This window comes from Aeromonas sp. (assembly GCF_050252055.1).
GTDB classification, from domain to species: Bacteria; Pseudomonadota; Gammaproteobacteria; order Enterobacterales; family Aeromonadaceae; genus Aeromonas; species Aeromonas caviae.
In genome coordinates this window covers 501,126-525,817 of record NZ_JBFWLQ010000002.1, presented here as the reverse complement: position 1 = coordinate 525,817, position 24,692 = coordinate 501,126, and the positions used below count along the sequence as shown (strand labels likewise).

The following is a 24,692-nucleotide window of genomic DNA, read 5'->3' as shown; positions in this document are numbered from 1 at the left end:
ATGGCGCTTACCAAAGCCGACATTGCAGAGCACCTGTTCACCCAGCTCGGGATGAGCAAGCGTGAAGCCAAAGATATGGTGGAAGCCTTCTTTGAGGAGATCAGACAGGCGCTCGAGCGTGGCGAACAGGTCAAGATTTCCGGCTTCGGTAACTTCGATCTTCGCGAGAAGAACCAGCGTCCCGGACGCAACCCCAAGACGGGGGAGGATATTCCCATCAGCGCCCGTCGCGTGGTGACCTTCCGGCCCGGCCAGAAGCTCAAGGCCAGGGTAGAAAATGTTGAACCCAACGAGTGACAAAAAGCCAGGCAATCGCCTGGCTTTTCCATTCAGATGATAAAAATCCTTCTGTTGTCCGGCGCGCTGCTGGCCTTGCCACTGCGTGCTGCCATACTCCCGCTGTCACCGGGTGCCCAGGCTTATGCCGATTCGCTCACCGGACTGACCTTCTGTTACCCGGCCCTGCAACGTCCTCCCTATCTGGAGGCGGAGGGGGGCCTGCTTATCGATCGCATGACGCGGTTGGCAGAGCTGTTGCCGGTACCGGTGCATGTCGAGAAGCGGCCGAGCTGGGCAGCCATGACGCAGGATCTGCTGAACGGGCGCTGCGATCTCATTCCTCACGTCGGGCCTGCCCGGTCGAACTCGAGCGATACCGTCTTGAGTCGGGCCATGATGGAAGCGGAGTCCGCCATCCTCTATCGGGGTGAGCTCGATCAGGCGCAGTTTCTGGTGTCACCTATCTGGCAGGCCCAGGAGATCCTGAAGCGTCTCTATCCTGGTTCATCCCAGCAACAGCTGACCGATGCCGAGAACTGGTATGGTGCCCTGGTGGCCGGCAAGGGCAGCGCCTATCTCGGCGATTATCTGCAACTGCGCTATCTGATGCGGGAATTCCCGGATGAAGGGCTGCGCCTTCGCCGTCTTCGCAGCGATGATCTGGTCATCAGCTACCGGCTGATGATGCGCAACCAGCCCGAGTTGCTGGAGCTGGTGGATACGGCCATCCGCTATTTGCCGCCGGGCAGTCTCTACCGGGATCTGGGCAAGTATCTGCCTCAGGGTGAGCAGGATGTGAATCCCCTGCATTTTACCGACAAGGAGCAGGCCTGGTTGGTCGGCAAGGCCCACACCATCAAGATGGTGGCGGATCCCGGTTTCATGCCATACAGCGGCGTCAACCAGCAGGGAGAGCTCATTGGCTGGAGTGCGGACGTCTTGCGGGAAGTGAGTCGGCAGACGGGACTGCGCTTCGAGCTGGTGCCCGCCGCTAGCCGGGAGGAGGCGTTGGCATTGCTGCGCAGTGGCGATGCCGCCATGATGGTCGGGCTGATGGAGTCCGCCGCCCTGAACAAGGAGTTCGACTTCACTAGGATGGTGGCGACCAGCCGCTATGCTCTGGTCAGTCGCAGCAAGAGGGGGCCTGTCTCCCTCGCGGACGTCAGTGGCAAGGTGGTGGTCCCGAGAATGCTCTATGATCCCGGCCTGCTTGCCCGGTTCGGCCAGCATGAGTGGGAGGTGACCGACAACCTGCTGCAGGGATTGGTGGCGGTGCGGCATGGGGATGCCCAGGCCATGCTGGCGGAGTTGTATCAGCTCCAATATCCCATTCGAAACAACCAGTTGAGCGAGCTGACCATCACCGAATTGCCGGAGCGTTTCGGCCTCGGCTTTGCCATCCGGCCGGAACAGACCAGCCTGGCAGGGGTGCTGGATCAGAGCCTGATGACCCTCAATGATCGGCAGGTGGACGAGCTGGTGCAACGCTGGCGCCGCCTGGTGGTCAACCAGCAGGAAGGGGTCAGCTACGGTTTCTGGCTTGGCTCCGTGTTGCTGGCACTGCTGATCAGCATGGCAGTGATCTGGTCAGTCTGGCGATCCCGTCAGCAACTGGCCCAGGAGGCCCGCGAGCGTCACAAGGTGGAGCAGGCGCTGGCGCTGGAAAGCAAGTTCAGGGAGTCTCTCTTCCAGGCGCTCCCCGTTCCCGTGTTCTTGCGCAATAACAAAGGGGAGGTGATCAAGCGCAACAAGCGGGCCAAGCGCATGGAGGCGCGCTACGCCGCCGATCTGGTGCTGCCCGCGCCACAGTTGCAGGGCGCCGAAGGGGAGCTGGCGCTGCACGAGCAGGTCTACTCCTATGCCCAGATCCCCTTGCGACTGGGCCCCCAGGCACCGGCAGGGGATCTGATCGCCCTCTCCGACATCAGCGCCCTGCGCGAGCGTACCCGCCTGCTGCGTCAGGCAGAGCGGCGCCTGCGCGCCCTCACCAATACGGTGCCCGGTGTGGTGCTGCAATTCACCCTGCTGGGGGGAGCCATCACCCGTGTGGAGTTTGTGAGCCGGGGCAGTCACGAACTGCTGGGGCTGGCGAGCCAGCAGATCCGGGTCAATCCCAACGAGACCCTGACTCGCATCTCCCACCAGGACAGGCGCGAGATGCGAGCCCCCATGCTGGCCATGCTGCAAGCCGGGCGACCTTTCTCCCATCTGCTGCGCTATCAGCACCCCGCCAAGGGAACTCGCTGGCTGCAATTTTCCGGCAGGGGGCGCCGTCAGGGGGAGGGGTGGCGGATCTACGGGGTGGTGCAGGATGTGACGGCCAGGGTGGAGCAGGAGCACTCCCTGCAACTTTCCCACGAGCAGGCCCAGCAGGCCGTGCTTGCCAAGGGACGCTTCCTGGCCGCCGTGAGCCACGAGATCCGCACCCCCATGAACGCCATGCTCGGCTTGCTGGAGTGGCTCGAGCAGACCGGACTCAATGCAGAGCAGGCCTCGGCTCTGGCCCATGTCAGACAGGCGGGCAATGAACTGCTCGGACTGCTCAACGATGTGCTCGACTTCAGCCGCAACGAGACGCGTCAGTTGCGCCTCTCCGTACAGCCCACGGATCTGGTGGAGCTGTGCGAGCACGTGGCGGCGGTGCACTGGTCCAAGGCGCGATCCCGCCATCTGCAACTGCGCCTGGCGCTCGACCCGGCGCTGCCCGCCTTGATGGAACTCGATCCCCACCGGGTGCAACAGGTGCTGCACAACCTGCTCTCCAACGCCATCAAGTTCAGCGAGCGGGGAGAGGTGGTGCTCTGGGCCCGGCGACAAGGGGAGTGGATTGTGTGCGGGGTGGATGACGAGGGGCCCGGGATCAGTGCCGAGCTGTTGCCCCGGTTGTTCCTGCCCTTCGAACAAGGGGAGGAGCCTGGCCAGCCCAGAGCCCAGGGAACCGGGCTTGGGCTAGCCATCTGCCGCCAGTTGATGGAGCAGATGGGGGGCGAGATCCGGGTCGAGCCTCTGGCTCGCGGGGGTAGCCGTTTCCTCTGCTCGTTGCCCCTCAGGCATGCGCAGGAGAAGGCGCCCTGGCAACCGCGCGTCAAGACGGTCTCCCTGCAACTGTTGCCCGGGGAGCTCGAATATATGCGGGCCTGGCTCGCAGAGTTTGGCGTGGCCGAGGATCCGGCGGCACCTTGCCTTGGGGCCATGCAGGACGATGGGGGCTTGCGCGCCTGGTACTGGCAGGGGGAACCCTGGATCCCGGGCTCCGTGGTCAGCCTGCTGCAGCCCAGACTCGTCCGTGGCGCCGAGGAGATCACGGACCTGCCGGGGGCAGGCAGGCGGGTGCTGCTGGTGGAAGATCACGAGGTGAACAGAATGCTGATCAGCATGCAGCTGGGTCAGCTGGGGGCCCGGGTATTGAGCGCGGCCAATGGCCGTCTGGCACTGGAGATCCTGCAATCGGAGTCGGTGGATCTGGTGCTGACGGATCTGCAGATGCCGGTGATGGACGGCGCCGAGCTCTGCAGGCAATTGCACGCCGATGAACGCTGGCAGCATCTACCCGTCTACGTGATCACTGCGGATCTCAGCGAGCAGGCGGCGCAGCGACTGGCGGAATGCGGCTGTCAGGGCCATCTGGACAAACCCGTCTTGCTCAGGGATCTGGCCGTACTGCTTCGTACCGTCTTTGGCCCCCATGACGGGGGGAAGGCACCGCAGCCAACGGCAGCCCTTTCCCTGCCCGTGTCCCTCAGCCCGGCCCTCGTTGACATCTATCTGGCATCGGTTCACCAGGATCTGGCCGACATTGAGCGGTGTGTCACACAAGGGGACGAGAAGGCCCTCAATACGGCTTTACACAAGATGAAGGGGGCCGCCAAAATGGTGGGGGCTACCCCCCTGGTAGAGGTGATCGACCGTTGGCAGGAGGCCCCCGGGCATCCCCTTGGAGCCGCCTTGAGGCAGTGCGTGGAAGAGGTCTGCCGACAACTGGGCGAGAGAGCATGACATGATCATCACAGATGAAGAGTTGATGGCCTTGCTGGAGTCTGATGACAGCCAGGAGCCAACGTTTTACCCGGTCAGCGTCTATGCCCTGGACGCCGTCTCCCATCAGGCGGTCAAGGGGGCGGGCCTGCCGGCCTATGCCAATCTGCACCGCACCCGACCCGATGCCGGCTGGCAATGGGAAGGGCTGTTTGCCGCCGGGGCCATCGCCCTGTTCGATCCTGCCTCTCATCAGGGGGCCGACTATCTGCCTCATCTGCTGGCTCCCGGGGTGGGGATCTATCGCCTCAGCGATCCCTGGCTCGAGGGGTTGCAGGCACGGGAGCAGGGGTGGCGTGCCTGGCTCGCCCAGTGCCAGATCCTGCTGCTCGAAGATCACCCCTTCCAGGGAGCCTGTATTCAGCAGGAGATCCAGGGACTGGGGTTGCCCTGCCACTGGGTTCAGGATGGCGAAGGGTGCCTCAAGGCGCTGGAAGAGGGGGGCGTGAGATTGCTTATCTGTGATCTCAGTCTGGCGGAGCAGGATGCCATCAGCCTGCTGATGAGCCATCCCCAGTATCGCCACAGCGGTCTGCCCATCATCCTGCTTTCCGCTCATGATCAGACCCTGATAGACGGCGCCCGGCGTCTCCTGCACGATGCGGGTTTCAACGTGCTGGCCGCCCTGGCCAAGCCGCTGCAAAGCGACGATCTGCTACGTCTGCTCAAGATGCTCTATCTTGGCCCCCAGCGTCAGCGCAGGCTGGGCGGGCTCAAGCGCACCGTGCGTAGCTGGCAGGGAGAGGCGAGAGGACAGCTTGGGCTGCTGGCAGATGCGGCCTCCTGCACGCTGCCGATCTGGCTGAGCCTGAGCGGCCTTTCCCCTCACTGGGAGCCGCTCAAGCTCTGGCTCGAGCAGCATGGACGAGAAGCAAGCGAGCTGACCCTGGTCATCCACCGACGGGATCACCTGCTGAGCCAGGCGGACCGTTTCGCCCTGGTGCTGCAGGCGAGCCTCGCGGGGGCCAGACTCGCGCTGCTGCTCGATCATGCCCAGCACCTGCCGTTTGATCTCATCGAGCGTCTGCCGTTGCAATCCCTGCTGCTCGGGCAACACCTGCTGCCCGAGCTGGAGGCGATGGCAGCCGACTCCTTGCTGGCCCGCTTCATCCAGCGCTCCCGGGAGCTTGGCATCGCGCTCTACCTCGACGACCCCTTCAACCTGCAGGATGCCGCCCAGTGGCAGGATCGCGGCGTGGCAGGGCGCTGGTGAATGGCTCGCTATCTTTGCTGGCCGCTCGATGAGACGCGCTTGTGGCAGGGGATGACGGGTTGGACGGCTCCCGCCTCACGGGGCGACCTGCCGATGACGATGGTGGTGGGGGGGCTGATTTGCCGCTTGCAGGAGCTGGCGGGCAGCGACCCGGAGCGGATAAGCGCGGCCTATGACGCCCTGAGCGAGCAGAGCGTCTATTTGCGCTTCATGCGGGCCAAGCAGCCTGCGACGGCCGAGCAGCTCACCTTCTTTCTCGACTACCCCAGAGAACCCCAGATAGGATTGCTGCTGACCGACGAGCAGGGGACGCCGCTTGCCATGGCCCAGTCCGTGCGCCGGCGCCTGCACCCGGACAGGGCCGAGTTCTCCTGCATCGTCGCGGATCATTTTCAGCATCGCGGCGCCGGGCGTCGCATCCTGCTGGCGCTTGCGCGACTGGCATACGGGGAGGGGATCCGGGAGTGGACGGCGGAAGTGCTCGGCCAGAATCGCCCCATGCTGGCTCTGCTCAAGGGGCTCGGGTTGCCGCTTACCCTGGTGACAGGACGGGAGATGGTCTTTGCCAGGCTGGATCTCGCGCCCATGGCGAGCTTTGTGCTCCCATCGACCTAAGACCAAGGGCGAATGGGCCGCTTCTTGCTCCTGTGCTAAGGTCAGCCTGTTACCCGTTGGAGGAGAACAACCATGGTGCAGTCAGCCAAACATATCGTGATCCTCACCGGTGCCGGCATCTCGGCCGAATCCGGTATCAAGACCTTCCGGGCCTGTGATGGCCTGTGGGAAGAGCACAGGGTGGAGGACGTGGCCACCCCTGAAGGCTATGCGCGGGATCCCGAACTGGTACAACGTTTCTACAATGCACGGCGCCATCAGTTGCAGCGCGCCGAGATCCACCCCAATCCGGCCCACTATGCATTGGCCCGTCTGGAGCGCCTGCTGCCGGGGCGCGTCACCCTGGTCACCCAGAACATCGACAACCTGCACGAGAGTGCCGGCAGCAAGAACCTCATCCACATGCACGGCGAGTTGCTCAAGGCCCGCTGCCCGGGCTCGGGTCAGGTGATCGAGTGGCGCGGGGATCTCCATCAGGAAGAGCTGTGTTCCTGCTGCCAGTTTCCCCACCCGCTGCGCCCCCATGTGGTCTGGTTCGGGGAGATGCCCCTCGGGCTTGACCGCATCTACTCGGCTCTGGCTCAGTGCGATCTCTTCATCTCCATCGGGACCTCCGGGGCGGTCTACCCTGCCGCCGGATTCGTCCATGAGGCCGGCCTGAACGGTGCCCATACGGTGGAGCTCAATCTGGAGCCGAGCGAAGTGGGCAGCCAGTTTGATGAAAAACGTTATGGTCCGGCTTCCTTGCTGGTGCCCGCTTTTGTGGATGAACTCCTGCAAAGTTGCGGTGTGCATCAGCCTCTCACCGTCGAGGGACATAACTGGATGGAGATGCGGGGCCCATAACTATTGATTTTTCACACAGTTGCATTGACCCACTGAAATCGCCACACTGACACCTAACTTCAAGATGCAGTTGGCACAACATGTCATGAACTTTCCAACGCGCGGGATGGCCTCTCTCCTGCTGGTGCTTTTCTCGTTCGGTACCCAGGCTTCCTCCTCTTCGCTATTGCAACTGATCCTGCCGGACAAGCGGGAAATCACCCTGGATGAGGCGGCGTTGGCAGCCTTGCCACAAGTGGAGTTCGAGACGGCGACGCCCTGGACCCTCGGCACTCACCGCTATCGTGGCCCGACCTTGAAGAGCGTGCTGGCGGCGCAGCAGGTGGATAGTGCCAGCGCCATCGATGTCGCCGCACTCAATGGCTACCAGCAGCGGGTCGATCTCTCCCTGTTTGCCAAGGTGCCGCTGACCCTGGTGCGTTACCAGGATGACAAACCGCTCACCCGTCGCAATAAAGGGCCGCTCTGGCTGCTGGTCCCCCTCTCGGCTCATCCCGACATGGATGTGTCCGCCATCCACAACAACATGGTCTGGCAGGTGATCCGCATCGAGGTTGTCCCGTGACGCGACGACAGCGAGATAACCTGCTGCTTGCAGCCATTTCCCTGCTGTTTCTCTTCTCGTCCCTCTGGGGGCTGCTGCTGCAGAGTCGGCACGAACAGCTCGTTGACATGTTCTACCGCAACACCCACTGGAACATCAGCCAGGTAATGCAGGAGTCCCAGCGCTTTCTCTATGATGTGCGCCTCTACCGTGCCGGGGCGCTCGACATGGCGGCCCTGAGCCTGGATTACGATCTGTTGTGGAACCGGCTGGATGTGTTCCTGATCAGTACCGAGACCGCCGATGCGCGGGCGAGGCATGGGTTGGGGGAGGTGCTTGAACGGCTCTTTGACGAACTCAAAGGGCTGGATCCCCAGATGCAGTCCGGGGAGCTGAAGAGGGGGAAAGCCCTCGATCTTGCCCTCGTCCGGCTGACCGGTTTGATCCATCAGGTGGAGCAGATTGGGGATCAGATCCTTTCCGGCCAGGAGCGGGAAGCCTCCCTCAACCAGTTGCGTCAGAGCCTGTTCTGGATCCAGATCTGGCAGTTGATCCTGCTGGTGATGGGCTGTGTGCTGGTCTTTGCTCTCATTCGAACCAATCTGCAGAATCGTCGCCTCTCCCTGCTCGATCCCATGACCCGGCTTGGCAACCGTCGGGCCTTGCAGGGGCAGCTCAGGCAATCCCTGCTGCAAGATCGGGTCCAGGCGCTGGCGGTGCTGGATCTGAAGCGGTTCAAGCAGGTCAATGATCTGCTCGGATACCAGGTTGGTGATCGCCTGCTGCAGGCGGTCGCGGCCCGGTTGCGTCAGGCATGCCCCGGCCGTGCGTACCGGTTGGGGGGCGATGAGTTCGCCGTGGTGCTGGACGACGAAGAGGGAGATCTCGATGCCCGCATGGCGGCCATGGTGAGCCTGTTGCAGTTTGAGTTCGTGACCCGGGAAAGCAGCTTTGATCTGGCGTGTCGCTTCGGAGTGGCCAGGTGCGAGGGTGGCGAGGATGCCGATGAGCTATTGGAGCAGGCCATATTGGCATTGAACGAGGCCAAGCGTGAGGGGACCACCCTGGTGTGGTATCAGAGTGCGATGAAGGCTGACCTCCACATGGCCCAGCGGCAGTTGCACCAACTGCGGGAATGGCTGGCGGGGGCCGCCCCTTCCCCCCTGGAGACCCTCTGCGAGCCGATGAGAGACGAGCAGGGCGTGCCGGTGACGGCGATCAGCCTGCGCTGGCGGGTGAGCCAGCAGCCCTGTGACGTGGGCTGGATGCAGGAGCGTGGTGTCCTTGGGCCCGTGATGGCGCGATGGCTGACAGAAGAGCCATGCAGTGGCACCTTGCTGGTAAGGCTTCATCAGCCTGCCCAACTGACCCCTCTGCTGGCGAGCCTGCCCCCCTTGCCACAGAGGAGGCTGATTCTGGCATTGCCTGCGCTGATACCGGATGCCACCCTGCTTGAGAAGATGCGCGAGTGTGGCTGCATGCTGGCGCTGAGCGAGCTTGGCAGCAGCGCCCCCGAACTGCTGCAGGCGGGCTGGCCAATTCGCTACTGGCTGCCAGCACCCTCCGGGTACGAGGCGCTGCTCCAGCCGTTGGCAACGGCGCTGGGGCTGCTGCGCCTGGCTCCCCGGGGAGAGGCGCAGCAAGAGGATGATCTCAAGCTGAGTTGAGTGGTGGCTTATACAGTCTCGGGGCCGATACCAAGGAGACAATACACAGAAGGGCGGCTCATGGCCGCCCTTCTGCTGCTTGCTGACACTTAAACTGGTTTGCTGTCCGGTGAGGAAAAGGGAGCGCAGGAGTGTCTGATCACCAGGTCCGGGTCCACGGTGATCATGCGGTTCGCGATAGGCTCGCCGTTGATACGCGCCAGCAGCCGGGTGACGGCCAGGCGGCCCAGCTCCTCTTTCGGTTGATTGACCGTGGTGAGCGGGGGAGACATGAACTGGGCCAGCGCCACGTTGTCATAGCCGACGATGGAGAGATCGCGGGGGATCACCAGGCCCGCCTGATGGGCGGCACTGATGACCCCCATGGCCATCATGTCGTTGCAGACAAACAGCGCGGTGGGACGCTCTGGCAGTGCCAGCAGGCGGGTCATGGCGGCGGCACCGCTGGCGCAGTCAAAGTCTCCCTCCTGGATCCAGCCCGGATTGACGGTGAGCCCGGCCTCCTGCATCGCCTGCTCGAAACCCGCCTGGCGCTGGTTGGCCGGGGCGCGGCTGTGGGGGCCCGTGATGCAACCGATGGCAGTGTGACCCAGCCCGAGCAGATGGCGGGTTGCCAGGTAGCCGCCACGATGGGAGTTGTCGGCGATGAGATCCACCTCGCCGTTCTCCATGCCCCAGTCCATCACCACGACCGGCAGGCTCTTGAGCCAGTCGAGCTGGTTGAACACCTCCTGCTGCCCTTCACTGCACATGATGAGCAGGCCGTCGACCCGTTTCCTGAGCATCATCTTGAGGTAGGAGAGCGCGGTCTCGGCCTGTCCTTCGGTGTTGCCCAGCATCAGGTTGTAACCCTGCTCGAAGCAGTAGCGCTCCACCCCGCGCACCACCTCGGCGAAGAAGGGGTTGCTGGAGGTGGTGACCAGCATGCCGATGCTGTTGGTCTCCTTTACCTTGAGGCTGCGGGCCACCAGGCTCGGGGCATAGTTGAGATCGCGCATGGCCGCGAAGACCCGCTCCCGGGTCTCTTCGGCGACGAAGCGGGTCTCGTTGATGACGTGGGAGACGGTGGTGGTCGACACCCCCGCCAGCGCGGCCACCTCCTTGATATTGGCCATCAGTGCCCCTGCGCAGTCTGTTCAAGGAGGAAGGCATCGACCTCCTGCTTGCTCGGAATGGAGCTCTGGGCACCAAACCGGGTGACGGAGAGTGCCGCCGCCCCGTGGGCAAAGCGTACGGCAGCGTCAAAGTCGGCGCCCGCTAGCTCGGCCGCCAGGAAGGCGCCGTTGAAGGTATCCCCGGCCGCCGTGGTATCCACCGCCTTGACCCGAAAACCCGGCATGAGCGCCTGTTGCTGCCCCTTGCTGCAATAGACCCCTTGAGACCCCAGGGTGATCATCACCTCACCGATGCCCATCTGGTGGAAGCGGGCGGCAGCCTCCCGGGCGCTCGCTTCGTCCGTCACCTTGACGCCGGTCAGCAGCTCGGCCTCGGTCTGGTTGGGGGTGATGAGGTCCACCAGCGCCAGCAGATCCCTTGAGAGCGGGCGCGCGGGGGCGGGGTTGAGCACCACCCGGGTGCCGTGGGCACGGGCCAGACGGGCCGCTTCCTCCACGCTCTCGAGCGGCACTTCCAGTTGCAGCAGCAGGGTGTGGGCGGCGGCGATCATCGCCTCGTGACCTTGCACCACGGCCGGGGTGAGGGCGCCGTTGGCTTCGGCGGAGATGCCGATGCTGTTCTCCCCCTCGTCGCTCACATAGATGATGGCGATGCCGGTGGGGAGCCTGGGGTCGAGTTCGACGGCGCTGACGTCGATGCCGTCGTTGGCAAACCCGGTTTTCATCTGGTGGCCGATGGCATCATCACCGATGCGGGCGATGAAGGAGACTTCTGCACCTAACCGAGCGGCGGCCACCGCCTGATTGGCACCCTTGCCGCCGGGAACGACCTGATAGCTGTGGCCGGTCAGGGTTTCACCGGGGCGGGGAAAGTGGGGGACGCGCAGCACATGATCCGCATTCACGCTGCCGAGGACTACGAGACGATTCATTCCTATCACCCTTGGTTGAGTACATCCTGGTCTGGGTGGACCTAGACCAGGCGGCACTGGCGGAAAAAGAGAGGGGAGGCGAACCTCCCCCCAACAACTTACTTGTTGACGATTTGCAGCGGTACCGGGATGGATTTTTCCACCGGTTGACCCTTGAGCACCTTGTCGGCGGTTTCCACGCCGATGGCGCCGATGAGGGCGGGCTGCTGGGCCACGGTGGCGGCCAGTTTACCCTTGGCCACGGCGGCTTTGCCATCGTCGGTGCCGTCAAAGCCCACGATCATCACCTCTTTGCCGGCGGCCTGCACGGCGCGGATGGCACCCAGCGCCATCTCGTCGTTCTGGGCGAACACTGCCTGCACGGTCGGATGGGCGGCCAGCAGGTTCTCCATGACGTTCAGACCCTTGGTGCGATCAAAGTCGGCGGGCTGGGAGGCCAGCACCTGCAGCTTGTTGGCGGTGACCGCCAGGGCGAAGCCTTCGCCGCGATCACGGGCGGCGGAGGTACCTGCGATCCCTTCCAGCTGGATCACCTTGGCACCGCTGCCCAGCTTCTCGGCGATGAAGTCGCCAGCCAGCTTGCCACCGGCCACGTTGTCAGAGGCGATGTGGGCCTTGACGTCACCCTGGGCTGCGCCGCGGTCCAGGGTCAGCACCGGGATGTTCGCCTTGTTGGCCAGGCGAATGGCGTTGCCCACCGCTTCGGAGTCGGTCGGGTTGATCAGGATGGCGTTGACCTTGCGCACGGTGAGATCTTCCACGTTGGAGAGCTCCTTGGCCGGGTCGTTCTGGGAGTCCAGCACCACCAGCTCGTAGCCAAGCTCCTTGGCCTTGGCTTCGGCCCCCTCCTTCATGGTGACGAAGAAGGGGTTGTTGAGGGTGGAGACCACCATCGCCAGGGTGTGATCCGCGGCCTGGGCGGTGCCCAGCACGGACATGATGGCGGCAGCGAGCAGGGTATTGAGCTTTTTCATCATTTCATTCCTTGTGTGTGGCGTGGCTTGTTAACGGTTGCTTTTGTTATCGATCATCACGGCAAGCAAAATCACGCTGGCCTTGGCGATCATCTGGTAATAGGAGCTGACGTCGAGCAGGTTGAGGGCATTGTTGAGGAAGCCGATGATGAGGGCACCGATCAGGGTACCCATGATACGGCCCTTGCCCCCCATCAGGCTGGTGCCCCCCAGCACCACGGCGGCGATGGCATCCAGCTCGTACCCCATGCCGGCAGTGGGCTGGGCGGAGGAGAGGCGGGAAGTGACGATGAGTCCGGCCAGTGCCGACAGCATGCCGCACAGACCATACACCGCGAGCTTGACCCGAGCCACATTGATACCGGAGAGGCGGGTGGCCGATTCGTTGCCGCCGAGGGCATAGATGTAGCGGCCCAGGCGAGTATGGTTGAGCAGGTACCAGGCCAGCAGGAAGACGATGGCCATCAGCCAGATGGGCACCGGCAGACCCAGCAGGTAGCCGGTCCCGAGCCAGGCGAAGTGATCGGCGCCGTCACTGAAGCCGGTGGAAATGGGGCGCCCCTCGGTGTAGACCATGGTGACGCCGCGCAGGGCGGTCATGGTGACCAGGGTGGCGATGAACGCCTGTACCTTGCCCTTGGCGATGATGAGGCCGCTGATGCTGCCAAGCAGGGCGCCGGCCCCCAGGGTGAGGGGGATCACCAGGCCGATGGGCAGCTCCATGGCCACCATGGTGGCGGCCAGGGCGCCGCACAAGGCCAGTACCGAGCCGACCGACAGATCGATGCCGGCGGTGAGGATGACCAGCGTCATGCCGACCGCCATGATGGCGTTGACCGATGTCTGGCGCAGGATGTTGAGCAGGTTGTCGGCGGTGAAGAAGTTGGGGCTCAGGAAGGAGACCACGCCGATCAGCACCAGCAGCGCGACCAGGGACTTGTTCTCGATCCACCAGGCCTTGCTCATGACGCCGCGGCGGGAAAGGGTTTGGGTTGTCATTGTGCTGCCTCTTGCTCTGCTTGCCACTGTTTACCGACTGCCGCTGCCATCAGCTTCTCCTGATTGGCATCGCGGGTGTTGAATTCTGCGCTGATGCGCCCTTCGTGCATCACCATGATGCGATCACTCATGCCGAGCACTTCCGGCATCTCGGAGGAGACCAGGATGATGCTCATCCCCTCCTTCTTGAACTGGTTGATGAGCTGATAGATCTCCTTCTTCGCCCCCACGTCGACGCCGCGGGTCGGCTCATCCAGGATCAGCACCTTGGGCCGGGTCAGCAGCCCCTTGGCGATGGCCACCTTCTGCTGGTTGCCGCCGGAGAGCAGTTTTATCAGCTGATCCTGACTCGGGGTCTTGATGTTGAACAGACGCACATAGTCCCCTACCGCCTGGCGCTCGGCCTTGCCGTCAATCTTGCCGCCACGAATGAACTCGCCGAGGGCGCACAGGCTCATGTTTTCGCGCACCGACAGCTCCAGCACCAGGCCGTCGCCCTTGCGATCCTCGGAGATATAGGCGATGCCGGCGGCCAACCCATCCGCCGGGCTTTTGGGCACCAGCGCATGGCCGTCAACTTGCACTTCACCGGCGCTGATGGGGCTGGCGCCATAGATAAGCTTCATCAGCTCGGTGCGGCCGGAGCCCATCAGGCCGCTAAAGCCCAGAATTTCCCCCTGACGCAGGGAGAAACTCACCCCGCGCACGCCGGGGCCAGCCAGATCGTTCACCTGCAGGCTGACCGGGCCGAGCTCGCGGGCGAGGCGCGGGTACTGCTCTTCCAGCCGGCGACCCACCATCATCTCGATGATCCTGTCTTCATCGAGATCGCTCACCGCCTGCTCGCCGATCCACTTGCCATCGCGCAGCACGGTGACCCGATCGCAGATTTCGAAGATCTCCTTCAAGCGATGGGAGATGTAGACGATGCCGCACCCCTGCTCGCGCAGTTCACGAATGACGGTGAAGAGCCGCTCGGTCTCGGTGTCGGTGAGGGCATCGGTGGGCTCGTCCATGATGATGACGCTGGCATCGAACGACAGCGCCTTGGCGATCTCTACCATCTGCTGTTCACCGATGGAGAGATCCCCGAGTCGGGTATCCGGGCCGTGCTTGACGCCAAGTCGCGCCAGCAGACCGCTGGCACGCTCACGCAACTGCTTGTGGTCGATGCTGCCAAAACGGGTGCGCGGTTCGCGGCCGAGGAAGATATTGGCGGCAATCGACAATTCCGGCAGCAGGTTCAGCTCCTGGTGGATGATGCTGATCCCCTGATCCTGAGAGTCGCGGGGGCCCTTGAAGTGCACCGGCTGGCCGCGATAGCTGATGCTGCCGGCATCGGCCTGGTAGATGCCGGTCAGCACCTTCATCAGGGTCGACTTGCCAGCGCCATTTTCGCCGAGCAGGGCCATCACCTGGCCCGGATAGACCCGAAGACCCGCTTCGTCGAGGGCGCGCACACCGGGGAAGGTCTTGACGATCCCGGTCAGCTCCAGAATGGGTGAGAGGGGGGAGGTTGTGCTCATTTGCAGCTTCCTTGAAGAGGCTTAAAACGCCACACCGGCGCAGAGGATCAGGTTGGCGTAGGGAGTCACCTCACCGCTGCGCACGATCGCCTTGCTCTGGCGGGAGCGAGCCTTGAACGCTTCGTGCAGGCAGTACTCGATGGTGATGGGCTTGCCTTGAGCCACGGCGTGCGCCTCCAGCTGATCCACCAGCGCCTGATGGGTGGCGGGGCTGATCGCCTTGATCTCGCTTGCCATGATCACCTTCTCCACCACCAGATCGGTGAGCAAGGCGGTCAGTACGGTTTCAAGGCTGGGGGTGCCCGCCATCAGCGCCAGATCGATGCGCTCGGGGCCCGTCGGAATGGGCAGGCCAGCGTCGCAGACGGTGATCTCGTCGGTGTGGCCCATCTGCGCGACCAGCGCGCTTAAGGGAGCATTGAGCAGCTTGCCTCGTTTCATACAGCACCTCGGCGGCCTGGGACCGCATATGGATATCGAGTTGGGCAATCGGTTACGCAACCGGTTGCGTCATTAGGGCGAAAGATAGGTGTTAACCGTTAACGGGTCTAGGCAGTGATGACGAAAATGTGAAAACGATCTCAGTGACAGGTCAATTTCAGAAGAAACGGGTGCCATAAGAGCACCCGTCTGAGAGGCGTAGCCGGATGTTGCCCGTACAAAAAGGCGTACCCGGCGCGAGGAGATCAGAGGGCGAGCGCCGCCTGCACTGCGGGGCGGGCCAGCATGCGCTGATAGTGATCCGCCACCTTGGGAAACTCGCTGATGGCCACCCCGTCGCTCTCGAGCCAGCCTGCAATCACGAAGAGGTAGATGTCGGCCAGGCTGAAGCGCTCCCCCAGTACCCAGGGGCCGGCCAGATAGTGGCGCTCAACCTGGTCAAAGCCATCGCGCATGTTCTGCGGCATCTTGGCCTGCATGGCAGCCATGGCCTGTTCATCGTCGGCCCAGCGGCCGGGACGGCGTCCATGGGCATGGGCGACATGGACGGTGGAGACGAGGAAACTGTGTACCTCCTGCATCCTGGCCAGGAGGAAGGGGTCATCCAATGGGGCCAGCCCGGCGTTAGGAAAACGCTGGGCCACGTAGAGCAGCAGGGCCGGTGTTTCGGTCAGCACGCCATGCTCCGTCACCAGTGCCGGGACTCGCCCCTTGGGATTGATGGCGAGGTAGTCGGGGCTGCGCTGTTCACCAGCGGCCAGATCCAGGCGCTTGACAAGGTGAGGGGCACCGGCCTCCACCAGAGCGATGCGTACCGCCATGGCACAGGTACCGGGGGCAAGATAGAGCGTCAGTTCGGACATGACCGTTTTCCTTGTGTGAGAGAGAAGAGCCAGTGGACATCTCGTCCGCCAGCGCACGCCATCATCCTACTCCCGTTGGACAGAGGGGCCAAGGGTGAGGGGAACCTCATCAAGAAGGGCTGCAAGGCCTTTGGTATCAATGGCTTTCTGAACGGAAGATAACAGGAAAAACGGCTACGCATGCCGGTTCAAACCGCTATAATGTGCCACCTTGGATCAGTCGTCAGTGAATGTTGGACAGTCAATTGAGTAATAGAATGCGGATCGGTGGAACCCTCGAACAGTCCCTCAGCCAGGGATATCGTCTGGACCTGCAAGGGGTGTTGAAAGAGGGGTGGCAACAGACTCGTCGCACCGGTTTCGGATTGGCGCTGGCCATCGCCGGGGTCATGGCAATCTGGATCCTGCTGAGCAATACCTTGCTGACGCCCTATGTCGCCCGTGAAGGAGGGGATATGGATATGGCCCTGATCCTGAGCCTGCTGGTCACGGTGATCATGTCACCCATGACCTCCTCCCTCGACATGCTGGGGTTGCAGCAGTCGGTGGGGGTGCGCGCCCGGCCGAGCCAGGTATTCGACTTCTTCCGTCACTTCCTGCGCCTGGGCAGCCTGAGTCTGCTCGGCAGCCTCATCACCAGCCTGTTTGGCCCCCTGTTCGAGCTGCTGGGCGTGCCGGTGATGCTGGCCTTCATCCCTTCCGCCCTGGTGGGCATGGGGCTGGTGTTTACCGTACCTCTGGTGCTGGAGCGCGGTCTTTCCCCGGCTCAGGCCATTCTGGTCTCCCTCAAGCTCTTTGCCCGGGGCTGGCCCAGCATAGTGCTGCTGCACGGGGTCATGCTGGCACTCTTCTTCCTGGCGCTCATCCCCATGGGGCTGGGACTTATCTGGGTGGCGCCGCTCTACTTCAACTGCAAGGGCATTCTCTACCGGGATCTGTGTGGGGTGGCAGTCGAAGTGACCGAGGTTGCCAGTGGCAACGACGGGCAGGGCCCGGATCATTTCAACGCATAACGGGATACCAGGGGTCAGCCGGTGTCGACCCGCCCGGAGCATGATGCAAAAGGATGGCATATGAACAAGCGATACGGGATGGCGGCGCTCCTGCTGGTACCCATGCTGGGACAGGCTGAGCCGTCCCTTGAACTCGACTACGGCACCTTCTACAGCCAGATGAAGACCTTCGCCAAGGGGGAATTTGGCCACGCCAGACTGGGCTTTTATCTGGCCAGTCAACAGAACGGTCGGCGATGCGGGCTCACCTCGGCCCGGGTCTCGACCCCGGACAGGGATGTGCCCGCCGAGGTCACGGTGGATGGCGAACTGCGTCTGCCCTATGACGATGATCTCAACCTCGACAAGGCGATCGTGGTGGTGGGGCTCACCGAGGCCCACGCCGCCTGCGATCTGTCGGTACAGGTGATGGCTGACGCCCCCGCCACACCCGAGGTGCCGCTGGTCGAACTTGTCTCGCGCCAGCAGCAGATGCAGCGATTGCTCGACAAGATGGCCGGCATGGTCGGCCAGTATTTCCTGCCCAAGATGGAAGGAGTGAGGATCTCCATGGTGGCGCCCGCAGGCACAGCCTACCTTGTAGAGGGTGCCCGTCAGGAGGCCGTCTCCTGGCAGCAGGGGCAACTGCTGCTCAGCAATGCGCAGCTGAAGGGGTTTGCCCAGGGCAAGCTGCAACTGCAAGGGGAGAGCCTGCGCCTGACCCCCTGGCTGCACAAGGAGTAGCGACCCGAGTCCGCAGATTGCCAGAATGAAAAAAGGAGCGCCTGGCGCTCCTTTTTTGTGGGTGACGGGGCTTAGCGCACCTCAATCACGTCCAGCATGTCCATCTCGTCGATGTCCAGCAGCGGCGCCTTGGGCAGCTCTGGCGGATCAAATGCCTTGTCGCCACCGTCGATGATGCCGGAGTCGCGGTTGATGCTCTTGAAGTCAAACAGTTGGTGATCGAGCAGGTGGCTCGGGATCACGTCCTGAATGGCGGTGAACATGGTTTCGAGACGACCCGGGAAGCGGCGATCCCACTCCTGCATCATCTGTTTGATGGCCTGGCGCTGCAGGTTCTCCTGGGAGCCGCACAGGTTGCAGGGGATGATGGGGAAGGCCTTGACCTCGGCATAGCGCACCAGGTCTTTCTCCTTGCAGTAGGCCAGGGGGCGGATCACCACGTTCTTGCCATCGTCGCTCACCAGCTTGGGGGGCATGGATTTGAGCTTGCCACCGTAGAACATGTTGAGGAACAGAGTCTCGAGGATGTCGTCACGGTGATGGCCAAGGGCGATCTTGGTGCAACCCAGCTCCTGGGCGGTGCGATACAGAATGCCACGGCGCAGGCGGGAGCAGAGCGCGCAGGTGGTCTTGCCCTCCGGTACCTTCTCCTTGACGATGGAGTAGGTATCTTCTTCCACGATCTTGAAGTCGATGCCGAGGGTGCTCAGGTATTCAGGCAGCACGTGCTCGGGGAAGCCGGGTTGTTTCTGATCCAGGTTGACGGCCACCAGATCGAAATGGATGGGGGCGCTGGCCTTCAGGCTCATCAGGATGTCGAGCATGGCAAAGCTGTCCTTGCCGCCAGACAGGCAGACCATGATCTTGTCACCCTCTTCAATCATGTTGAAGTCGGCGATGGCCTGGCCCACGTTGCGCCGCAGGCGTTTCTGCAGCTTGTTGAAACTGTATTTCTCTTTGGCGTTAAGCTCTTCTAGCATGGCCTCAAACCCGGGACAAAAATAAGCGGCTTATTATAGCCATGTCCCGGGGGAGGGCAAGAAACGCTTATGCAGGATGACGCCTGTCATCCACAGGGCAGCTGTAATCGTCGGGTTTGAGGATGAGAATGTCGCAGTTGAGCCTGTCCACCACGTGCTCGGCGGTGTTGCCAAGCAGGGCGGCAGAGAGGCCGGTACGGCCGACGCATCCCATGATCATCAGGGTGGCATTCAGATCGTCCGCCATGTCCGGCAGCACCTCCTCCGGCAAGCCTTCCGCCACCTTGGTCCACATGTGGTTGATGCCGAACTGATCGGCATGTTCCCGCAGCAGATCTTCATGGTGTTTGCGAATGGCATCGTTGTAGGCGTTGGGATCGAACTCTGGCAGTTCGATGGCGACATTGACCGGGGTGCCCGGGTAGGTGTTGACCAGATAGAGACTGGCACCAAGCAGCTCGGCGATGGCGATCCCCTCGCGGGTGATCCGCTCGTTGAGCACCTTCTGCTCCTTGTCATCGCTCGAGCAGTTGATGGCGGCAATCAGGTTGCCCCCCCGTTGCCAGTGCCCTTCTTTTACCAGCAGAACCGGACAGGGGCATTTGCGCAGCAGGTGCCAGTCGGTGGGGGTGAAGATGAAGGTTTGCAGGAAGGAGTGCTTGTGAGTCGCCTTGACGACCAGATCGTGACGCTGCTCCAGCACTTCCTGAATGACGCACTCGAAGGGACGGTTGTGCCAGAGCACTTTCACTTCGCATTCCAGCCCTCTGGCCCGATAGGGAGTGAGGATCTCGTCGAGCCACTCCCGACGCTGGGCGATGACACCATGGCGCATCTCTTCCCGCTCGTCTGCCGAGAGCATGGCGGTCATCTCGTAAGAGAAGTCGTAAATCGTCAGGAGCAGGGTCAGCTGGGCGCCCTCATCCAGCTCGGCGACCTTGACCGCGCGCTCGAGCGCGATCTGGCGCTCCTCCTCGGGATTGATCACCACCAGAATGTTTCGGTACTTGACCATGTTCTCCTCCTTGGCAAAAAGGCCAATGATGGCAACTCTTTAGCTATTACAGCTTAGTCCAAGGGGGGAGACGGGAAGGTGTGCCGGATCAAATTTCAGGGTGATCCGATCCGGCAAAAAAGGGAATAAACGGGGATTAACCGCAGGGAGGACGAGTGGCTCCGGCCATGACGCCCAAGGCAACGTTGTCCAGTACAGTAATGTATTTGCCTTTGACGCTGATGAGACCGGATTTCTGGAAACGGCCCAGCAGGCGGCTGATGGTCTCGACGGTGAGACCGAGGTAGTTGCCGATATCCCCACGGGTCATGGAGAGGCGGAACTCCTTGGCGGAGAAGCCGCGCTCGGAGAAACGAACCGAGAGATTGTGCAGGAAGGCAGCGAGGCGCTCTTCGGCGTTCTTTTTGGAGAGCAGCAGTATCATCTCCTGGTCGCCCATGATCTCGTTGCTCATCAGTCGCATGATCTGCTGGCGCAGTTTGGGCATCTTGCCAGAGAGGTCGTCGAGCACATCGAACGGGATCTCGCACACCATGGCGGTTTCCAGCGCCTGGGCGAAGGAGGGGTGGGCCTGCTTGTGGATGGCGTCGAAACCGACCAGATCACCGGCGAGGTGGAAGGCGGTGATCTGTTCGTCACCCTGTTCGGTGATGGTGTATGACTTGATGGTCCCGGAACGTATGGCATAGAGCGACTTGAGCTCGTCGCCGGCCTTGAACAACTCTTCACCCTTCTGGATCGGCTTTTTGCGCTCGATAATGCTGTCGAGCTGATCGAGCTCGTTGTCGTTCAGGGTGAAGGGGATGCAGAGCTGGCTGATGCTGCAATCCTGGCAATGAATTGCACAGCCACCGCTCTGAATACGTCTGCCAGGTTTCTTGTCCGGGATCATAGGCTCAAATGAATAATTGATTTATATCAAACAAGTTTACCACCATCTCATCCGTTTTGGATAGGGTTTCAAAAGGACGCCATCCCGATCCAGAGGGTGTGGATCCCGTAGGCAATAAGCAGCAAGGCGCCCCCAAGGCGCAGGCTGCGCAGGGTGAGCCAGTAGCGCAATCGGTCTGCCAGCCCCCCCAGCGCAAACAGAGTCGGCAGGGTGCCGAGGCCGAAAAAGAGCATGATGAGCGCCCCGCCACTTGCGGAGCCTGCGGCAGCGCTCCAGGTCAGCATGGAGTAGACGAGGCCGCAAGGGAGCCAGCCCCAGACCATGCCAAAGGGGAGGGCCTGCCAGGCTGATGTAAACGGGAGAAACCTGCCTGCCAGCGGCTTGATGAGAGGCCAGAACTTCGCACCGATGCGCTCGAGCAGCAAGACGCCATGCCACCAGCCAGCCAAGTAGAGGCCGAGCGCTATCATCAGCAGGGCGGCGATGAAGCGAAGCCCTGCCAGGGCGTGTTTGCCAGCGCCTATCTCCGTGGTGGTGGCGAGCAAACCACCCACCAGCGCGCCCGCCAGCACATAGCTCAGGATGCGCCCCAGGTTGTAGTTGAGCAGATAACCGAGTCGGCCCCAAAAATGCTGCTTCTCGGCAGGTATGGCCATGGAGAGCGCTGCGGACACGCCGCCGCACATGCCGATACAGTGGCCGGCACCGGCAAGCCCGACCAGCAGGGCGCCCATGAGGTCAAGGCTGCTGGTCATGAGGCTTGCTTTCCTGTTCTGCTTGTTGTTCAGGGGGGGGCAAGGGGCGCTGCTCCTCGTCAAACAGGATGTTGGAGCCCTGCCTGTCGAGATCCTCGAACTGCTCGGAGCGGATGGCCCAGAAGAAGACGGCTCCTGCAATGACAACGAACAGGATGGCGATGGGGATAAGGACGAAGATGATGTTCATGGCGCGGACCCTGTGGTGAAAGGGGGATGATAACCCGGCGAGGCAAGAGGTGCCGCCACCCGGGAGGATGCCAGATGGCTGCTCACCGGTTGAGCCGCATGGAGTTGGTGACCACGATGAGGGAGCTCAGGGACATGCCAGCAGCCGCCAGATAAGGGGGGAGCCAGCCACTTGCCGCCAGCGGCAGCACAAGCAGGTTGTAGCCTATGGACCAGGCAAAGTTCTCCTTGATGATCTTGCGAGTGCGCAGGGCCAGGGCCCGGGCGGCCAGCAGACGGGAGAGATCGTCGGCCAGCAGGATGGCGTCGGCACTGTTCTTGGCCAGATCCGTGCCCCCCGCCATGGCAAAGGACGCGTGGGCGCCAGCCAGCACAGGGGCGTCGTTGATGCCATCTCCCACCATTATGCTGATATCCCCGGCCGCTTCCCGGGCCTTGAGATAGGCCAGCTTGCCGTCCGGGGTGACCCCTTTTACCAGCTCATCGACCCCCAGCTCGCGGGCCAGCATGTCCGCCTGGTCCGAACCGTCGCCGGTGAGAATGGTGGTTTGCAGGCCTGCCTCCTTGAAGGCCTGGATCAGTGTACCGGCATCGGGGCGCAGCGTGTCGGCCAGGATGAAACGGGCCAGCAGTCCGTGTTCATCGGCCAGATAGATGGTCAGCCCTTGAGCGGCATTCTCTTCTTGCGCCAGTTCGAGCCAGCGTGCACTGCCGATGCGGTAATGCTTGCCCTCAATCACTCCCTGCACGCCGTGGCCGATGACGGGGGTGACGTCGCTGGCGGCGAGCGGCACCCCGTCCGCCAGTGGTTTGCTTCGAAACGCACGGGCGATGGGGTGCTCGGAGTAGGTCTCCAGGGCATGGGCGAGTGCGAGGCAGCGGGCTGCGTCGAGCTCGCTGAGGGGCTGGGTGCTCACCAGGCTGATGTTGCCCGTGGTCAGGGTCCCCGTCTTGTCCATCACGATGCGGTTGGCCCGGGTCAGAATGTCCAGCACGTGGCCGCGGCGCAGCAGGATGCCGCTGCGGGTCAGGTTGGCAGTGGCCGAGGTCAGTGCGGTCGGGGTGGCCAGCGAGAGGGCGCAGGGGCAGGTCGCCACCAGCACCGCCAGGGTGACCCAGAAGGCCCGCTCGGGCTCATGAAAATGCCAGAAGGTCCAGACCCCGGCCGCAATGATCAGGAGCACCAGGATAAAGTGGCGCGACAGCACGTCCGCCAGCTGGGCGATGGCGGGCTTGTCGTCCAGAGCATGATCCTGCAGGCGCATGATCTGGGCCAGGCGCGACTCTTCAATGGAATGGCTGACCCGGATCTCCAGGGGGGCATCGGTGTTGATGGTGCCTGCATAGACGGGATCTCCGGCCTGTTTGAGCAGAGGCAACTGTTCGCCAGTCAGCATGGATTCGTTGAGGCTGGCCTGGCCCAGGGTGACGATGCCGTCTGCCGGCAGGGTGGCCCCCGCAAGTACCCGCACCCTGTCTCCGACTCGCAGCGTCTTGGCGGCCACCTCGTGTTCGCCGTCATCATCGATGCGGGTCGCCATGATGGGCACCAGGCGCGCCAGGTTGGAGCTCGACTCCGACGCCTTGCGCCTCGCTCGCAGTTCCAGCAGACGGCCCAACAGCAGGAAGAAGACGAACATGGTGATGGAGTCGTAATAGACCTCACCCGTGTTGAAGACCGTGGCCCAGATGGAGGCGACGAAGGCGCCGATCAGTGCCAGCGACACCGACACATCCATGGAGAGGTGCCCCTGCTTCAGGCTGCGCCATGCCCCCACGTAAAAAGGCTGGGCCGAGTAGATCATGATGGGGGTGGAGAGCAGAAGGCTTATCCACTTGAAGTAGATCATGAACTCCTCTTCCACGCTGATGAAGAGGTCCATGTAGAGTGCCACGGCGCACATCATCACCTGCATGGAGCCAAGGCCGGCCAGCGCCATGCGGAACATGTAGCTGCGCACCTCTTTGGCGTAGAGCGCTTCCTGCTGATGAGTCTGGAAGGGATAGGCGCGATAGCCGACCCTGGCAAAGCCCTTGAGAATGTCGCTCAAAGAGAGCTGGGCCGGATCCCACTTGATGCGGGCGCGATGGGTGGTGGTATTGACGTTGATGTAACGCAGACCGCGCAGGGTCATCAGGTGCCGCTCGATGAGCCAGGCACAGGCGGCGCAGGTCAAACCTTCCACCGTCAGCTGGATCTCGCGCGTCGTTTCGCGACCCGTACCGGTGTCGGTGACGAACTCCTGCTGCACCTCCGCCAGATCGTAGTGGGTGAGGGCTGCGAGCTCTTCGGGCACCAGTTCCCCCTTGATGCCGGGAGCGGTGCGGTGTTCGTAATAACTGGCGAGGCCGCATTCGAGAATGGTCTGTGCCACGGCCTGACAGCCAGGGCAACACATCGGCTGAACGATGCCTTTGATCTCGAGAGTAAAGTTACTGCCAGTGGGAACCGGTTCACCACAGTGAAAACAGCCGGTCATGGTGATCATCCCTCTTTGATGCAGCCCTGCAGGCCGGGTCGGGGAGAAGGGCGGCTGACCGGCGTGCCGATCACCCTGCCTTCGTGATTCAACGTCCCTTGGGATCGAGCTCAATCGCTGCCTGAGTCGGCAGTTGTGCCGTCTCCTGGAGGCGCCATTCATGGTTGAAGGCATCGACCCGCACGTGCCACTTGCCGGTGAGGGGCTTGTCGAGCATCAGGCGATAGACTCCCTTGCCATCGGCCGTCAGCAGATGTTCGCTGTCCAGGCCCGCCAACGTGGGATGAAACAGGGAGAGGTGCAGTGCCTGCCCGAGGGGGAAATCCCCGGACAGTGGATTTAACGTCAGCTCCTTGTCGCTGACATTGAGGGCGATACGGATGCCGAGCGCCTCGGCGCGATCGAACTTGCTGAGATCCTGGTTAATCTCCTTGCCCTGCTTGTAGTAGTCCTCCGCCACCAGGTTGACCCCATCCTTGCTGGCAATGATGGCGGTGGCGATGCTGCCTACCACGGCGGCGCAGGGGAGGGCGATGATGAACCAGGGCCAGAATTGGCGATACCAGGGTTGAGTCATGATGCTACCGAAACAAATG

Annotated in this window: 23 protein-coding genes; 9 read left to right on the top strand and 14 right to left on the bottom strand. The window is 62.6% G+C overall.

The features are described from left to right. From ihfA to AB7E19_RS05955, 7 genes are all read left to right on the top strand, one after another. Complete coding sequence (ihfA, locus tag AB7E19_RS05985) at positions 1–297, top strand: integration host factor subunit alpha (RefSeq protein WP_005300715.1); 297 nt, start codon at positions 1–3, stop codon at positions 295–297. 54 nt (positions 298–351) lie between these two features. After that, positions 352–4,275 (top strand): ATP-binding protein, encoded by a 3,924-nt coding sequence (locus AB7E19_RS05980; RefSeq protein ID WP_322131058.1) that lies wholly within the window; start codon positions 352–354, stop codon positions 4,273–4,275. A 1-nt stretch (position 4,276) separates the two neighbouring features. Further along, on the top strand, positions 4,277–5,527 hold the full coding sequence (locus AB7E19_RS05975) for a response regulator (RefSeq protein WP_322131047.1): 1,251 nt from the start codon (positions 4,277–4,279) through the stop codon (positions 5,525–5,527). Continuing rightward, a complete protein-coding gene (locus tag AB7E19_RS05970; RefSeq protein WP_202042456.1) occupies positions 5,528–6,142 on the top strand; it encodes a GNAT family N-acetyltransferase in 615 nt (204 codons plus the stop codon). 72 nt (positions 6,143–6,214) lie between these two features. After that, positions 6,215–6,988 carry a Sir2 family NAD+-dependent deacetylase gene (cobB, locus tag AB7E19_RS05965; protein ID WP_041215132.1) on the top strand — a complete coding sequence of 258 codons (774 nt, stop codon included), beginning with the start codon at positions 6,215–6,217 and terminating at the stop codon, positions 6,986–6,988. A gap of 85 nt (positions 6,989–7,073) precedes the next feature. Further along, positions 7,074–7,553 carry a hypothetical protein gene (locus AB7E19_RS05960; protein WP_029314555.1) on the top strand — a complete coding sequence of 160 codons (480 nt, stop codon included), beginning with the start codon at positions 7,074–7,076 and terminating at the stop codon, positions 7,551–7,553. Beyond that, complete coding sequence (locus AB7E19_RS05955) at positions 7,550–9,199, top strand: GGDEF domain-containing protein (RefSeq protein ID WP_322131048.1); 1,650 nt, start codon at positions 7,550–7,552, stop codon at positions 9,197–9,199. Before AB7E19_RS05960 ends, AB7E19_RS05955 begins: the two co-directional genes overlap by 4 nt. Before the next feature lie 89 nt (positions 9,200–9,288). Here the strand turns inward: AB7E19_RS05955 and AB7E19_RS05950 are convergent, their stop codons facing one another. The 7 genes from AB7E19_RS05950 to AB7E19_RS05920 all read right to left on the bottom strand — a co-directional run bounded on the left by AB7E19_RS05950 (position 9,289) and on the right by AB7E19_RS05920 (position 16,049). Then, entirely contained in the window at positions 9,289–10,314 is a 1,026-nt protein-coding gene (locus AB7E19_RS05950) for a substrate-binding domain-containing protein (protein ID WP_041211440.1), read from the bottom strand. Next, the gene (rbsK, locus tag AB7E19_RS05945; protein ID WP_128342452.1) at positions 10,314–11,246 is read right to left on the bottom strand and encodes a ribokinase; all 933 of its coding nucleotides are present in this window, start codon (positions 11,244–11,246) and stop codon (positions 10,314–10,316) included. Before rbsK ends, AB7E19_RS05950 begins: the two co-directional genes overlap by 1 nt. 98 nt (positions 11,247–11,344) lie before the next feature. Continuing rightward, positions 11,345–12,220, bottom strand: a complete 876-nt coding sequence (gene rbsB, locus AB7E19_RS05940) for a ribose ABC transporter substrate-binding protein RbsB (protein WP_010674790.1) — start codon at positions 12,218–12,220, stop codon at positions 11,345–11,347. A gap of 30 nt (positions 12,221–12,250) precedes the next feature. Beyond that, positions 12,251–13,219 (bottom strand): ribose ABC transporter permease, encoded by a 969-nt coding sequence (gene rbsC, locus AB7E19_RS05935; protein ID WP_042879504.1) that lies wholly within the window; start codon positions 13,217–13,219, stop codon positions 12,251–12,253. Next, positions 13,216–14,745: a ribose ABC transporter ATP-binding protein RbsA gene (gene rbsA / locus AB7E19_RS05930; RefSeq protein ID WP_322131049.1), complete on the bottom strand. Its 1,530-nt coding sequence runs from the start codon at positions 14,743–14,745 to the stop codon at positions 13,216–13,218. The genes rbsC and rbsA overlap by 4 nt, the downstream gene beginning before the upstream one ends. A 21-nt stretch (positions 14,746–14,766) precedes the next feature. Next, positions 14,767–15,186, bottom strand: a complete 420-nt coding sequence (gene rbsD, locus AB7E19_RS05925) for a D-ribose pyranase (RefSeq protein ID WP_319859599.1) — start codon at positions 15,184–15,186, stop codon at positions 14,767–14,769. A 245-nt stretch (positions 15,187–15,431) separates the two neighbouring features. Next, entirely contained in the window at positions 15,432–16,049 is a 618-nt protein-coding gene (locus AB7E19_RS05920; RefSeq protein WP_103243105.1) for a glutathione S-transferase family protein, read from the bottom strand. A 257-nt stretch (positions 16,050–16,306) separates the two neighbouring features. On the opposite strand from AB7E19_RS05920, the gene AB7E19_RS05915 reads away from it, so the two are divergent. Together AB7E19_RS05915 and AB7E19_RS05910 are read left to right on the top strand one after the other, a co-directional pair. Next, positions 16,307–17,062: a hypothetical protein gene (locus AB7E19_RS05915; protein ID WP_042017089.1), complete on the top strand. Its 756-nt coding sequence runs from the start codon at positions 16,307–16,309 to the stop codon at positions 17,060–17,062. A gap of 60 nt (positions 17,063–17,122) precedes the next feature. Continuing rightward, positions 17,123–17,785: a DUF2987 domain-containing protein gene (locus AB7E19_RS05910; protein WP_322131050.1), complete on the top strand. Its 663-nt coding sequence runs from the start codon at positions 17,123–17,125 to the stop codon at positions 17,783–17,785. A gap of 71 nt (positions 17,786–17,856) precedes the next feature. Here the strand turns inward: AB7E19_RS05910 and ttcA are convergent, their stop codons facing one another. From ttcA to AB7E19_RS05875, 7 genes are all read right to left on the bottom strand, one after another. After that, on the bottom strand, positions 17,857–18,765 hold the full coding sequence (gene ttcA, locus AB7E19_RS05905) for a tRNA 2-thiocytidine(32) synthetase TtcA (protein WP_010674783.1): 909 nt from the start codon (positions 18,763–18,765) through the stop codon (positions 17,857–17,859). Positions 18,766–18,832: 67 nt separating this feature from the next. Continuing rightward, positions 18,833–19,780, bottom strand: a complete 948-nt coding sequence (uspE, locus tag AB7E19_RS05900) for a universal stress protein UspE (protein ID WP_039040780.1) — start codon at positions 19,778–19,780, stop codon at positions 18,833–18,835. A 136-nt stretch (positions 19,781–19,916) separates the two neighbouring features. Beyond that, a complete protein-coding gene (locus AB7E19_RS05895; protein ID WP_041215139.1) occupies positions 19,917–20,672 on the bottom strand; it encodes an FNR family transcription factor in 756 nt (251 codons plus the stop codon). A gap of 68 nt (positions 20,673–20,740) precedes the next feature. Next, complete coding sequence (locus AB7E19_RS05890) at positions 20,741–21,427, bottom strand: sulfite exporter TauE/SafE family protein (protein WP_202042463.1); 687 nt, start codon at positions 21,425–21,427, stop codon at positions 20,741–20,743. Next, positions 21,411–21,617, bottom strand: coding sequence for a cbb3-type cytochrome oxidase assembly protein CcoS (gene ccoS, locus AB7E19_RS05885; protein ID WP_124243799.1), 207 nt, complete (start codon positions 21,615–21,617; stop codon positions 21,411–21,413). The genes AB7E19_RS05890 and ccoS overlap by 17 nt, the downstream gene beginning before the upstream one ends. An 82-nt stretch (positions 21,618–21,699) precedes the next feature. Beyond that, entirely contained in the window at positions 21,700–24,096 is a 2,397-nt protein-coding gene (locus AB7E19_RS05880; RefSeq protein WP_427934723.1) for a heavy metal translocating P-type ATPase, read from the bottom strand. Positions 24,097–24,184: 88 nt separating this feature from the next. After that, positions 24,185–24,673: a FixH family protein gene (locus AB7E19_RS05875; RefSeq protein ID WP_010674777.1), complete on the bottom strand. Its 489-nt coding sequence runs from the start codon at positions 24,671–24,673 to the stop codon at positions 24,185–24,187. Positions 24,674–24,692: the final 19 nt, after the last annotated feature.